Source organism: Haloarcula mannanilytica, assembly GCF_005406125.1.
GTDB classification, from domain to species: Archaea; Halobacteriota; Halobacteria; order Halobacteriales; family Haloarculaceae; genus Haloarcula; species Haloarcula mannanilytica.
This window is the reverse complement of sequence record NZ_BIXZ01000001.1, coordinates 1,272,938-1,285,876: the sequence shown is the minus strand read 5'-3', so window position 1 is coordinate 1,285,876 and position 12,939 is coordinate 1,272,938. Positions and strand designations below refer to the sequence as shown.

The window sequence follows — 12,939 nt, the reverse complement described above, 5'->3', positions numbered from 1 at the left end:
ACTGTCTACCGGGAGCTTGAACCGGGGCGTAACTTCTCGTTTGCAGTCCCGTCTTGTTGGATACCGCCTTCCGATCCGCGACGTTTCCTGTTCACTCGTGAGCCCTGCCGAACCACCCGATCTGACACCACTGGTCGATCAATCATGGCTTGACGCGGACCGTTCACGTCAGTTTCACAAACGGACCAGATTTCGGGTGTGGTTAATCTGTTCCGTCATCGCTCCGTCATACGCTTAGCAGGTCATTCATAAACTGTCCCGGTGGTCTTGGGGGAAACGCTATGGACGGATCGATAAAATCTCGACGGAACGTTATCAAACTCGCAGGCGGCGCACTCGTGGCGCTGGCTGGCTGTAGTGATGCAGGCGATACCGGGACGGAGACGCCGGGCGGCGGCGCTGAAGGTCCGGGTACGGCCACGGAGGAAGAGACCGACGCGATGACCGACGCAGAAACGGAGACCGAGCCGGCGATGGAGACGGAAACGGAGATGGAGACCGAGACTGAGATGGGTGAAACCGAGACGGAGATGGGTGAAACCGAGACGGAGATGGGTGAAACCGAAACCGAACTCGGCGAAAACGAGACGGACATGCCGGGCAACGAAACCGAGATGCCGGGCAATGAAACCGGTACGGCCGGCAACGAGACTGAAATCGACGGCAACATGACCGAAAATGAGACGGCGACTGGCAACATGACCGGCAACGAGACCGACGGCAACATGACCGGCAACGAGACCGACGGCAACATGACCGGCAACGAGACGACGAACGAAACTGAAGAGTAGGCCGTTACTGTCGGCGTCTGTCACTCCGCCGGAGCAGTTCTGGCGGCTCCGACACAGTTGCTATTCTCGGGCGGCCTCGACAGCAGCGATGAACTCGGCGGCCTGTTCGCGGACGGCGTCCATGTCGTCGTTCTCGATGGCTTCGTAGTTGACCAGCGCCGAGCCAGCGCCGACAGCGACCGCGCCGGCGTCGAAGAACTCGTCGACGTTATCGACAGAGACTCCGCCAGTCGGCATGATCGGCACGTCGCCGAGCGGGCCCTGGAGCGCGCCGATGTGGCCCGGGCCGACCGTCGAGGCGGGGAACATCTTCAGGATGTCCGCGCCGGCCTCCATCGCGTCGGCGGCCTCCGTCGGTGTCATGACCCCGGGGATGGCGACGACGCCCTCGCGGTTACACACGTCGAGCACGTCCTCGTTGAGATTCGGCGCGAGGACAAACTCCGCGCCGGCCTCGATGACGTTGCGGGCGGCGGCGGCGTCCATGACCGTGCCGGCCCCGATGACGGCGTCGGTGTCGTCGAGCGCCTTGTCGACGGCGGCGATCATGTCCGAGCAGCGCTTCGCATCGGCGGTCAGTTCAAGCGCTGTCACGCCGCCCTCGTGGACCGCTTTCGCCACGTCGACCATCTTGTCTTCGGGAATCCCGCGCAGGACTGCCGTGACGCCGCTGTCGACCAGTTGCTGTTGCACCGATTGTTTGCTCGTCATGCGCGCAACTCCGATGGGGTGGCCCAAAAGCGTGTCTGAACCGTCGGACCCTGGGGCTACGTGTCGGGGTCGTACGGGCGCGCGATGTCGGTCGGCGGCGCACCGACGCCCAGGACGGTCACCGACTCGTCGGCGTCGTCGGGGTTGTGTGCGCGGTGTGGGCTTTCCGGCTCGGCGACGAACACCTCGTCGGCGGCGACCATGAACACCCCGTCGGGCGTTTCGACGTGGAGCGTCCCCTCAAGCACGTAGAACAGTTCCTCGCGCGTCTCGTGGTAGTGGTAGGTCCGCGAGAGCTCTTCGCCGGGTGCCATCTCGTAGGTGGCCGCATGGAGCGCGTGGAGTTCGGCGGCGTCGGAAATGCCCTGCCGGTCACAGGGGTAGTCCTCGGTTTCCGGGAGGTCTTCGGGATCGATCTTGTGATAGCCCATATCGTCGCTGGGGGCGTCGGCCGGCAAAAGCATGGCTACGGCGACCTAGGCGAACAGCCAGACCAGCACGGAGAGCGTCCCGACGGAGGTCACCGTCGAAATGAAGACGTTCAGCGAGGCAAACGCCGCATCGCCGCCCAGCTCCGTCGTGTAGACGTACGTCGAGACGGCCGTTGGCGCGCCGAACATCACGACTGCCGCGCCGAGCGCCGTCGTATCGACTGCCAGCGAGGAGTACACCAGCCATGCCAGCGCTGGCATCCACAGCACCTTCAGTCCGACCACGCTGACGGTTTCCTGAATATCCGACAGTGGGAGGTCTGTATCGAGCGTCGCGCCGATACACAGCAACGCGACCGGCAGCGCCAGCTCCGCCGGGACTCCGAGTACCTGAATCAGCGTCTCGGGCACTGAAAGCGAGAGGACCGAGGCCGTGATACCGGCCGTGAGCGCGATGAGCACCGGGTTTGTGAGGAGCTTCTTGCACTCGCCCAGCAGCGAGGCGTCGCTCCCGTTGATACGGACCAGCAGGAACACCGTCACCGGGACGTGGGTCACTGCGCCGATACCGAGGATGACGCTGGCGACGGCCGTCGCGTCGCTGCCCATCGTCGCCGCCACCAGCGGGAGGCCGAGAAACCCCATGTTGCTGTGGTAGGACTGGACGACCGACACGCTCCGCCGGTCCGCCGACTCCAGCCGTCTGTGGACGACCCAGCCCAGGAGGACTGTCAGCACGATGACGGCCCAGAAGCCACCGAGCAACGCCGGTGAGATAATCTCTCGGAGCGGTCGGTTGTACGTGGACCGGAAAATGAGCGCCGGTAGCGCGACGGTGAACACGAGAGAGGTAAGCAGCTCCGTCCGCCGCTCGGTCAATAGCCCGAGAGAGCCGGCGGCGACGCCGGCCGAGAGAAACGCAATCATGAACCCGAGCTGTCCGAGAACGGCCATGTTGTCGCCCAGTCGGTTCGACCTCTTGACCCTTTCGTCACGGGCAGATGTGGCGGTCACCGCCCCGATTTGGGGTCCGACAGCATGACAACAAGCCTTTACCCGCGTGGTCGCGTACCTCGGTCCAACAATGGTACTCGACGATCTTGGGAGTTCGCTCCGGGGGACGCTTGATGACCTCCGGGGGAAGTCCCGGCTCTCCGAGGAGGACATCGAGGACATCGTCAAGGAGATCCAGCGGTCGCTGTTGCAGGCCGACGTGGATGTCGGCCTCGTCCAGGATCTCTCTGACAGCATCGAGACGCGTGCGCTGGAGGAGGAACCGCCGGCCGGCACGACGCCGCGGGACTGGGTCCTGCGAATCGTCTACGAGGAACTGGTCGACCTCGTCGGCGAGTCGACCGAACTGCCCCTGGAAGAACAGACCATCATGCTCGCCGGCCTGTACGGGTCGGGGAAAACGACGACGGCCGCGAAGATGGCCTGGTGGTTCTCGACGAAGGGGCTCCGACCGGCCATCATCCAGACCGACACGGACCGGCCCGGCGCGTACGACCAGGCCAAGGAGATGGCCGAGCGCGCCGAGGTGGACTTCTACGGCGACCCCGACGAGGACGACCCCGTAAAGATCGCCCGCGAGGGGCTGGAAGCGACGGCGAATGCGGACGTTCGCATTGTCGACACGGCCGGTCGTGACGGTCTGAACGAGGAACTCATCGAGCAGATCGAGCGCATCGAGCAGGAGGTCCAGCCCGACCGCGACCTGCTCGTGCTGGACGCGGCGATGGGCCAGAGCGCCAAGAGCCAGGCCGCCGACTTCGAGGAAGCCATCGGCATCGACGGCGTCATCATCACGAAACTCGACGGGACGGCGAAAGGTGGCGGCGCGCTCGCCGCCGTCAACGAGACTGACTCCACCATCGCCTTCCTCGGCGCCGGGGAGACAGTCAAGGATATCGAGCGGTTCGAACCCTCCGGGTTCATCTCCCGCCTGCTCGGGATGGGCGACCTCAAGCAGCTCACCGAGCGCGTCGAGCGCGCGATGGAGGAGACCCAGGGGGACGACGAGGAGGACTGGGACCCCGAGGACATGCTGGAGGGGCAGTTCACCCTCAAAGACATGCGCAAGCAGATGCAGACGATGAACAACATGGGGCCGCTCGACCAGGTGATGGACATGATCCCCGGCCTGGGCGGCGGGCTGATGGATCAGCTCCCCGACGACGCCATGGACGTGACCCAGGAGCGGATGCGCGATTTCGATGTCATCATGGACTCGATGACCGAGGAGGAGCTAGAGAACCCCCGCGTCGTCGGCCAGTCCCGGACCGAGCGCATCTGCCGGGGCTCCGGCAAGCCCGAGGAGCGGGTACGCGAACTCCTCCAGCAGCACAAGCAGATGGAGCAGATGCTCAAGCAGTTCCAGGGCATGGGTGACGGCGACATGGAGCGGATGATGAAACAGATGCAACAGGGCGGCGGTGGCGGTGGCGGCGGCATGGGCGGCATGGGCGGCGGTGGCCCGGGACCGTTCGGCGACTGAGCTCTCTGTGTCGAGCTGATGGGTTGGATATCCAACGTTGTTTTTGATGATTTATGTTCGAAATCCGGGCCAGAACTAAGGGTTGGCCCGTCCTACGGACGAAGCGAGCATGTACGAAATTGTCGCTGGGATAGACAAAAGTGAGGCTCGTGGGACCGCTATCGCGGAAGCGATAACCGAGATACCGATGGACGCAAGCCAGGTTCGCGTCACACTGTTGCACGACTTCGAGGAAAACCCCGAGGGGGCGTCGGTCGATCAGGTGGCGTCCGTGCGCCGGGCAAGGGACGTTCTTGAGGAAGCCGACATCGAGGTGGCCCTGGAGGAATCAAGCGGCGAACCGGCCGACGCGATCCTCCGGCTGGCCGACGAGCAAGACGCCGACATGATCGTCGTCGCGGGCCGCAAGCGAACGCCGACGGGCAAAGTACTGTTCGGCAGCGTCACACAGAGCGTGATTCTGGGCACGGATCGCTCCGTGCTGGTCTGTAGCGGCGAAGAAAACTAACTCCGCAGTCAGTTCCCGTACACTTCTTCGACCCGTGCAGCGAGCGCTGAGGGGTCCGTCCGGCCGGTGATCCGTTCGACGGGTTCGCCGTTTTCGAACAGCACGAACGCCGGCGCTGCGTTGACGCCGACCGACTGGCAAAACTCTGGGGATCGCTCGCCGGCGACGCCGCCGACCGGAACGCCGTCCGGGAACGCGGCCAGCACGTCGTCTAACTGCGCTTTCATCGCTTCGCAGGGGTCACAGAACAGCTTCCACACCGTGACGACACACCGCTCGTGAGCATCGACGAAGGCCTCGTAGCTGTCGTCGTCTAAGTGTTCGACGCCGTCGGGGACCGGCGTCTCCGGTCCAAGTTCGGTCGCCATTTGTGCCATCGTCGTCAGTTCCGCGGTGGTGTAGGAGTCCTCGACGGTCGACCGCAGGGTCAGAAACGTCGCGAACTCCTCGCGGGAAACGCCGAGGTCCTCGACCCGCTCGGCCGCTTCCGCCGCCGAATCGAGGCCGAACACGTCTGCGACGGACTCGTGGAACTCCGCATCGGCCATCGTCACGTACGTGTCGTAGTACACCTCGCGGTCGGCCTCGAACGCTTCCGTCGTGCTGACCGCGTCCGTTTCCGCGTCGATGACGACGATCCCTTCCGTCTCCAGCGCGTCGAGCAGCGCCTCGGGGGACTGTGTTCGTGACATTTAGACACCGAGGTACTTGTCGCGGGTCTCTTGGTCGTTCTGCAGTTCCTCGGCAGGCCCCTCGAAGACCACTTGCCCGCGGTCCAGCACGTAACACCGGTCGGCGATCTTCATCGCTGCCACGGCGTTTTGTTCGACCAGCAGTATCGTCGTCCCGTCCTCGCTGATGCGCTCGATGGCGTTCTCGACGGACTCGATGATCTGCGGGGCCAGCCCCTCGTATGGCTCGTCGAGCATCAGCAGGTCGGTGCTCTGGTGGAGCGCACGCGCGATGGCGAGCATCTGCTGTTCGCCGCCGGAGAGTGTGCCCGCCTTCTGGGAGCGCCGTTCGTCGAGCCGCGGGAAGTACTCGTAGATCTCTTCGGTCGACATGCCCTCGTCGCGGAAGTCGAGTTTCCGCCGCCAGGTGTTCGATTTGTTGCGGACGGTGTCGGCGAGGTGGAGATTCTCGGCGACGGTGAGATCCGTGAACACGCGCCGTTCCTCGGGCACCAGCGAGATGCCACGGACGGCGATGTCCTCCGGCGGGTCGTTGGTGATGTCGGTCCCGTCGAAGCGAATCGAACCGCTGCGGACATCCGGCGGGGTCGCCCCCGAGATACACCGGAGCGTCGAGGTCTTCCCCGCGCCGTTGCGGCCCAGCAGGGCCGTGATTTCGCCGTCATCGACGTTCATCGATACGTCCTGAATGATGTGGCTCTCGCCGTAGTAGCCGTTGATGTTCTCGATGTCTAGCAGCGTCATTCCTCGACACCTCCCAGGTACGCTTCCTGTACTGCAGGGTCGTCCTGCACTTCGTCGGGCGTCCCCTTTGCGATCACCGAGCCGCGGTTGAGGACGACGATGCGGTCGGAGATGTCGAAGACGATCTCCATGTCGTGTTCGACCAGCAGGAAGGTCAGGTCGAGTTCCTGCTTGACCCGCTTGATGAGTTCGACGGTCGATTTCGTCTCGTCGGGGCTCATCCCGGCGGTCGGCTCGTCCATCAACAGCATGTCCGGTTCGGCGGCCAGTGCGATACCGAGTTCGAGCCGGCGCTTGTTCCCGTAGTCGAGACTGTCGGCTTGGTTCTCACGTTCGCTGTAGAGTCCAACCGACTCCAGGACTTCGTTTGCCAGCTCCTCGACCTCGGGGTAGCTGTTCTGGTTCCGGAAGAAGTTGAACCGGAACGAGCCGTGTTCTGCCGCCAGCGCAGCGATAGTGGCGTTTTCCTTGACCGTCAGCTCCGGGAAGATAGAGGCCGTCTGGAATGATTTGCTCATCCCCATCTGGACGACCTCGTGGGGGTCGAGTCCAAGAATCGAGTTCCCCTGGAAGGTTATCTCCCCGTGGGTCGGCTCCAGCCGCCTGGTGACGAGGTTGATGAACGTGGACTTGCCAGCGCCGTTGGGGCCGATAAGGCTCACGCCCTCGCCCTGTTCGATATTTAGGTTCACCTCGTCGACGGCCGTGAGGCCACCGAACTGCTTGGTGAGTCGCTCGGTTTCGAGAACCGTCATTTGTCTTCACCTCCGGCGACCTTGTCGCGGACGTAGTCGATACCGCCCCAGATGCCGTCCGGGAAGACAACCACGGCGACGACGAACACGACGCCGAGGATGAGATGCCAGAAGGGTCCAAGCGTCGGGAACCCGCTGACGATGTTCTCGATGTACAGGTACAGGCCGGCACCGAACAGCGGCCCGAACAGCGACCCGACACCGCCCAGCACAGTCATGATGACGATCCGCCCGGACTCGGTCCAGTACAGCGACTCCAGGGGCACGTAGTTCCCCTCGATGGCGAACAGGCTGCCAGCGATTCCGGCGAAGGCCGCCGAAATGATGAACGCCATCAGCTTGTACCGCCAAACATCGAGGCCGACAAACTCCGCCCGCCGCTCGTTCTCCCGAATCGCACGGAACACGGTTCCGTACGGCGAGTGGAGGATACGGTTCGCCATCGCGACAGACAGCACCGTCATGACGGCCACGAACACGTACAGCATGTTGTCGACCAGCATCGTCAGCGGGAACGGCACCCCGCCGTGGATGTCGATGACGCCCAGCAGGTGGCCGATGTCCACGGAGGTGAAGCCGTTTTCGCCGTTCGTGAGGAAGGCAAGCGGCGACGCCGCCAGGTAAAACGACATCTGGCCGAACGTCAGCGTCAGGATAGCGAAGTAAATCCCGCCGCGGCGCAGCGACAGGAACCCGACGATCCACGCCAGCAACACGGCAAACGCCGTGCCGGCGAGCAACACCAGCAGCGGCGAGCTACTGACGCTCGCGCTGAAGATACCGGCGGCGTAGGCCGCACCGCCGAAGAAGACGGCGTGACCGAACGACAGCAGGCCGGTGTACCCCAGCAGGATGTCGAACCCGACGGCGAAGATGCCGTAGATGAGCATCAGCGTCGCCAGCTGCGTGTAGCCGTCGAGGAAGTTGTTGAACAGGAACGGGAAGACGGCCACGCCCACGACCGTGAGCAGCACCGTCGATATCTCCCGGTCGCGGAAGCTGGCCCACCGGTCGGCGAGGCCGCCGGTGACCTCCGCGTCGGCGTCGGCCGCCGCCGTCGCGGTCGCGTCGCGCGGTTCGTCGCTCATGAGACATCCACCTCCGAGCCCAGCAGTCCCTGCGGACGCACCAGCAGGATAATCGCAGCGAGCGCGTAGATGCCGACCTGACTCCAGGCGGCATAGCCGGTCTGGATGAGGAGTACCTGTAGCGTCCCCAGCATCAGCCCGGCGACGACGGCACCCTCTATTTTCCCGACGCCGCCGATGACGACGGTCAGGAACGCCGGCACCAACTGCTCAGTACCGATGTTGGGGTTAACGTTGGCGAGCGGACCGCCGACAACGCCGGCCACGCCGGCGAGTGCGGCACCGATACCGAAGACGACGAGGTACGGTCTGCTCAGTTTAATTCCCAGGAGGCGGACCATTTCGCCGTCGAGGGTACCGGCCTGGACGATGAGCCCGAAGTCAGTGTACTCGACGAGGCCGTACACGCCCAGAACGAGAACCGCTGTAATTGCGATGACGCCGAGCCGCCAGCGCGGGAAGTTTCCGACCACGGGCAGCGCAATGGGGCCGGATGCCCACGAGGGCTGTGGGAACGGCTGACTGCTCCCGCCCAGCAGCGCCCGGAGCAGTTCCTGGACAATAATTGCGAGCCCGAACGTGACGAGAATCTGGTCGGTGTCGGGGCGGTCATAGAACGCCTGTGCGACGAACCGCTCCATCAGCAGGCCGATGACGAACACGACAATCGGCACGATGATTAACGCGGCAATGAAGCCGAGTCCGATGCCGTACGACTGGATGCCCCACTCCGCTAACTGGCCGTTGTTGAGCGGCACCTGGCCAGTTATGAACAGCCCCAGATACGCACCGAGGAGGTACAGCGCCCCGTGGGCGAAGTTGACGAACTTCAGCGTCCCGAGGATAATCGACAGTCCAACCGCAAGCAGAACGTAGATAGCGCCCTGCTGCAGTCCATTCAACAGGATGGTGAGGATATCCGCAAGTAGCGTCACGCCGGATTCCCCCCACCGCACTCTTCTCGACCTATTTGCTTATTCCTAATCATGCTAGTTTTTGTGTATCAAGTAAGGCGAACTCATGCACTATAAATTATGAGGAAGACGCCCGTGTCCGGATTGTGGCCTATTCGTCCCCGTACTCGCCGAGTTCGCACTCCGCGGCCGGCCCGGAATCGCATCCGTATCCGACATCGTCCCGCGACGTGATCTCGACAATCTCGATGAAGTTCCCGCCGCCCTGCTCGCTCTCCGGGAGCCCCCGGGCGACCGGAATGTCCCGCTGGGCCTGGTGGTCGCAGGCACGCATCGTTTCCTCGCCCATGCCGATGTTGCTGTACTCGTAGTCTTCCAGTTCGCGGATGACCTCCGGCGGGTAGAACGTGCCCGCTCGTTCGGCGGCGGCCGCGTACTGGAGCGTCTGTGCGTACGCAAGCTGGGCCGGCCCGGATGGGATGCGGTCGTACTCGTTCTGGAACACTTCGGTGAACGCGTTCGACGCTTCGTTGTCGATCTGGGAGTCCCAGGCAATCGTGCCGAACACGCCGTCAATGGACCCTCCAGCAGCCTGTGCCATCGGGCGGTTGTACAGCGGCACGACGATTTCCATGTCCTCGTCGATACCGGCGTCGACAGCCTGTTGCACGGAGTTCGCGCCGTCCAGCCCGTAGTGGTCCAGCAACAGCACGTCGGCGCCACTGTTTGCCGCCTCCGAGAGATACGACGAGAAGTCGCTGGTCCCCAGCGGCGTGGGTACGCTGTCGACCTGCTCCCAGCCGATCTCCGTGAGGAACTGGTTCATCGACTCCTGGACGGTCTGGCCCCAGGAGTAGTCGGCGTACAGCTGGTAGAACTGATTGTCCGACCCGTACTCGCTTTCGAGCACCGGCGCGAGTGCCTGCCCGGTCATGTAGGCGTTGAACATCTCCCGGAACCCGTACCGGGCACAGTCTTTCCCGGTGGTGTCGTTGGAGTGGGTCAGGCAGGCCATGAACATGACCCTCTCCTCCTGACAGAGGCCCTGGACGGCGATGGCCACTGCACTAGAGGAACCGCCCGAGATCATCACTACGTCGTCCCGGTTTATCATCCGCGAGGCGGACTGTCGGGCGGTGTCGGCGTCGGTCGCCGTGTCGCCGTTTACCGACTCGACCGTGTAGCCGAGCACGCCGTCGCCACTGAGGTCCTCGAAACTGTCCACCCAGCCACCCCCGTTATTGAGGTGCTTTTGCGCGAGTTCGTACGCCCGGAGCTCGTCCTGGCCCTCCGAGGAATACGGCCCGGACTGCGGGACATTGAACCCGAACGTGACCGTGTCGCCCTCGACTGGGAAGTTACCCAGCGATGGATAGTCCGTTCCGCCACCGTCGCCACCGTCACCACCACCGTCGCCGCCGTCGCCACCGCCATCGCCACCGTCGCCACCGGAACAACCGGCCAGTCCCGTCAGGCCTGCCACACCTGCAACGCCCGTACTCTTCAGCAACTGTCGTCGGTTGACCGAACTGCCATTAGTTGGCATGTTCCATACGGTGGCTCAATCTATCATAATAGTTTCGGTAGGTTAATCAACTATTTCACATGTAGGCACCGATATGGTCCGGCGGAACGGGGATGGGTAGCCTTATCTCACAAGAATGGTTTGTTATACCATGGCGAGGTGCACAGGACGGTACCTGCTCGTCATTGCGGTCGTCGTTACCGCCGGTTGTGGCGGGTTCGGGCTCACTGGCGGTGACGACCCGTCGGCAACGGTGACGCCCGCCCCAGTGCCGACCAGTGACGAGTCGACGTATCCTCCGGGCGTCAGATCGACCGGTATTACCAGCCCGTCGCTTCTCGGCTCGGTTCACGGCGACCACCTCAACGGCACCGGCTACACGCTGGTGTCGAACCGGACTGTCCGGTATGCAAACGGGTCGCTGCGCTCACAGCTCCGGATCCGCGTCGCAGTGGGCGCGAATCGGACGTATCTGGCAAACGTCTCCGTCCGCGGACCTGGGGCCCCGGTTCTCCTCGGCCGGCCGCCGGCGACGGCGTCGTTCTGGTCCGACGGCGACACCTACCTCCGCCGGCTCACGCGGGACAATCGGACTGTCTACAACGAGTACGACCCGCCGGACAGCTACGCCGGCACGTGGCGGTACTGGGTCCACACCGCCGCGTTGAACGGCCGCCCTGCCGTCGACGTGACACGGACGGTCGCCCCGTTTCACACCCGGACAGTGGAGGCCCGGGGGTCAGGGGAGACTGCCTACGTCGTCAGGGGCGACCGGCTTCGGGACGACCCACCGTCGGTGGCGTGGGAGTCCCGACACAACGCCTCTCTTGTCGCACACGTCACTCGGTCGGGGTTCGTTCGCGACTACCGGACCGCGTATACCATGACGGTGGACGGCGAGCGGGTCAACGTGAGCAGAACCGTCGAATTCACCGCGGTCGGGAACACGACGGTCGGGCCGCCGCCATGGGCCGACAGGGCTCGGTCGACCGCCGGCTGAGCCGTCGTCGTCGGTATCAGGGGGCTTTTTTTCGCTCGCTGCCGTTCGCCCTGCAATGACTGTCCGCGAGGTAGCACTCGAAGCCTACCGGGAAGCGCTCCCGGTACTGGCACTCAGTGCGGTCGGCGGTCTCTTCGCGGGCGTTGTTCTCGGCGGCATGGACGCGGAGCTACAGGAGGTCCCCGGCCTGCTCGTGTTGGTCCCGGCGCTGCTTGCCACACGAGGGAACGTCTACGGCTCGCTCGGCGCACGCCTCGGTTCGGCGCTCCACCAGGGGCTTATCGACCCCCGATTCTCGTTCGCTGACGACCGTATCAACGCCGCCGTCGCGGCGGCGCTGGCAAACGGCGTGCTCATCAGCGGCGTCGCCGCAGTGATGGCCGCCGTTCTGCTTGCGCTGGTTGGGCGGCCGTCGGCCCCGCTCGCAACGCTCGTCGCCATCGCGCTCATCGCGGGCTTTGTCTCCGGACTGTTGTTGACCATCGCCGTCGTGTCGGTCGTGTTCGTCGGCTACCGTCGCGGGCTCAATCCCGACACGCTCGCCGGCCCGGTTGTGACGACGACGGGCGACGTGGTCGGCATCGCGACGCTGCTCGGTGCGACCCGACTGGTCCTCGCGCTGGGGGGTGGCTGAATGGCGGATTTTGCCTCCCAGTGGTCGGTGTCGGGTATCGTTCGGACGATGTTCCCGATTCTGGTCGTACTCACCGCTATCGAACTCGGGAGCGGTCTCGTGCTGGATACCTTCGAGGGCACGCTGCTCCAGTACCCGTCGCTACTCGTGCTCGTTCCGGTGACAATCGGGATGGCGGGCAACCTCGGCAGCATCCTCGCGGCGCGGTACTCGACGGCCTTTCACCTCGGCCTGCTGTCCTTTGCCCCGAGCGACGACCGACTCGCCGGCAACGCTGTCGCAACCGTCGCCCTCGCGGTGACGCTGTTCCCGCTCGTCGGTGCGGGCGCGTGGCTCCTCCAGACCGTCATCGGCGGGACTGCGCTCCCGCTCCGGACAGTCGTCCTCGTCGCGTTCGTCAGCGGAAGCCTGCTGGCGGTACTGGCTATCGTCGTGACGACGGTGACGACCTACGCCGCCTACCGGTTCGAACTGGACCCCGACGACGTAGTCATCCCCGTCGTCACGAACGTCTGTGACGTACTCGGCGTGGTGGTGCTGTTCGGCGCTGTCCGCGTGTTCGTGTGATTGGGTGAACTCGGCTGTGGGACTCGCTGACGCGACCGCTCGCTCGACTGTCGCTACCGATGGGCCTTTGCCGGCCAGACTC

The 12,939-nt window shown here is 64.2% G+C and carries 15 protein-coding genes; 6 read left to right on the top strand and 9 right to left on the bottom strand.

Annotated elements, in window-relative coordinates:
* The first annotated feature begins 281 nt into the window (after nucleotides 1-281).
* Nucleotides 282-791: a cell wall anchor protein gene (locus tag Harman_RS21210; protein WP_160140676.1), complete on the top strand. Its 510-nt coding sequence runs from the start codon at nucleotides 282-284 to the stop codon at nucleotides 789-791.
* Between the two features lie 60 nt (nucleotides 792-851).
* On the opposite strand, the gene Harman_RS06565 is transcribed toward Harman_RS21210, so the two are convergent.
* Genes Harman_RS06565 through Harman_RS06555 form a run of 3 tightly spaced genes read right to left on the bottom strand, consistent with a single transcriptional unit; the run spans nucleotide 852 to nucleotide 2,887 of the window.
* The gene (locus Harman_RS06565) at nucleotides 852-1,502 is read right to left on the bottom strand and encodes a bifunctional 4-hydroxy-2-oxoglutarate aldolase/2-dehydro-3-deoxy-phosphogluconate aldolase (RefSeq protein ID WP_137682993.1); all 651 of its coding nucleotides are present in this window, start codon (nucleotides 1,500-1,502) and stop codon (nucleotides 852-854) included.
* Between the two features lie 56 nt (nucleotides 1,503-1,558).
* A complete protein-coding gene (locus Harman_RS06560) occupies nucleotides 1,559-1,933 on the bottom strand; it encodes a cupin domain-containing protein (protein WP_137682992.1) in 375 nt (124 codons plus the stop codon).
* A gap of 45 nt (nucleotides 1,934-1,978) precedes the next feature.
* Complete coding sequence (locus Harman_RS06555) at nucleotides 1,979-2,887, bottom strand: AEC family transporter (protein ID WP_137682991.1); 909 nt, start codon at nucleotides 2,885-2,887, stop codon at nucleotides 1,979-1,981.
* A gap of 130 nt (nucleotides 2,888-3,017) precedes the next feature.
* Here Harman_RS06555 and Harman_RS06550 point away from each other — a divergent pair, with 130 nt between their 5' ends.
* Both Harman_RS06550 and Harman_RS06545 read left to right on the top strand, forming a co-directional pair.
* Nucleotides 3,018-4,430, top strand: coding sequence for a signal recognition particle protein Srp54 (locus tag Harman_RS06550; RefSeq protein ID WP_137682990.1), 1,413 nt, complete (start codon nucleotides 3,018-3,020; stop codon nucleotides 4,428-4,430).
* Between the two features lie 109 nt (nucleotides 4,431-4,539).
* A complete protein-coding gene (locus tag Harman_RS06545) occupies nucleotides 4,540-4,938 on the top strand; it encodes a universal stress protein (protein ID WP_137682989.1) in 399 nt (132 codons plus the stop codon).
* A gap of 8 nt (nucleotides 4,939-4,946) precedes the next feature.
* Here the strand turns inward: Harman_RS06545 and Harman_RS06540 are convergent, their stop codons facing one another.
* The 6 genes from Harman_RS06540 to Harman_RS06515 form a co-directional block, all read right to left on the bottom strand.
* Nucleotides 4,947-5,630: a thioredoxin family protein gene (locus tag Harman_RS06540; protein ID WP_137682988.1), complete on the bottom strand. Its 684-nt coding sequence runs from the start codon at nucleotides 5,628-5,630 to the stop codon at nucleotides 4,947-4,949.
* The gene (locus tag Harman_RS06535; RefSeq protein ID WP_137682987.1) at nucleotides 5,631-6,374 is read right to left on the bottom strand and encodes an ABC transporter ATP-binding protein; all 744 of its coding nucleotides are present in this window, start codon (nucleotides 6,372-6,374) and stop codon (nucleotides 5,631-5,633) included.
* Nucleotides 6,371-7,129, bottom strand: coding sequence for an ABC transporter ATP-binding protein (locus Harman_RS06530; RefSeq protein ID WP_137682986.1), 759 nt, complete (start codon nucleotides 7,127-7,129; stop codon nucleotides 6,371-6,373). Before Harman_RS06530 ends, Harman_RS06535 begins: the two co-directional genes overlap by 4 nt.
* Complete coding sequence (locus tag Harman_RS06525) at nucleotides 7,126-8,217, bottom strand: branched-chain amino acid ABC transporter permease (protein WP_137682985.1); 1,092 nt, start codon at nucleotides 8,215-8,217, stop codon at nucleotides 7,126-7,128. The genes Harman_RS06530 and Harman_RS06525 overlap by 4 nt, the downstream gene beginning before the upstream one ends.
* Complete coding sequence (locus tag Harman_RS06520; protein ID WP_137682984.1) at nucleotides 8,214-9,152, bottom strand: branched-chain amino acid ABC transporter permease; 939 nt, start codon at nucleotides 9,150-9,152, stop codon at nucleotides 8,214-8,216. Before Harman_RS06520 ends, Harman_RS06525 begins: the two co-directional genes overlap by 4 nt.
* A gap of 130 nt (nucleotides 9,153-9,282) precedes the next feature.
* Complete coding sequence (locus Harman_RS06515; protein ID WP_137682983.1) at nucleotides 9,283-10,677, bottom strand: substrate-binding protein; 1,395 nt, start codon at nucleotides 10,675-10,677, stop codon at nucleotides 9,283-9,285.
* Nucleotides 10,678-10,807: 130 nt separating this feature from the next.
* Here Harman_RS06515 and Harman_RS06510 point away from each other — a divergent pair, with 130 nt between their 5' ends.
* The 3 genes from Harman_RS06510 to Harman_RS06500 are packed head-to-tail and all read left to right on the top strand — an operon-like array spanning nucleotide 10,808 to nucleotide 12,857.
* On the top strand, nucleotides 10,808-11,656 hold the full coding sequence (locus Harman_RS06510; protein ID WP_137682982.1) for a hypothetical protein: 849 nt from the start codon (nucleotides 10,808-10,810) through the stop codon (nucleotides 11,654-11,656).
* Nucleotides 11,657-11,711: 55 nt separating this feature from the next.
* The gene (locus tag Harman_RS06505; protein ID WP_137682981.1) at nucleotides 11,712-12,290 is read left to right on the top strand and encodes a magnesium transporter; all 579 of its coding nucleotides are present in this window, start codon (nucleotides 11,712-11,714) and stop codon (nucleotides 12,288-12,290) included.
* A complete protein-coding gene (locus Harman_RS06500) occupies nucleotides 12,291-12,857 on the top strand; it encodes a magnesium transporter (RefSeq protein ID WP_137682980.1) in 567 nt (188 codons plus the stop codon).
* The last annotated feature ends 82 nt before the right edge of the window (nucleotides 12,858-12,939 follow it).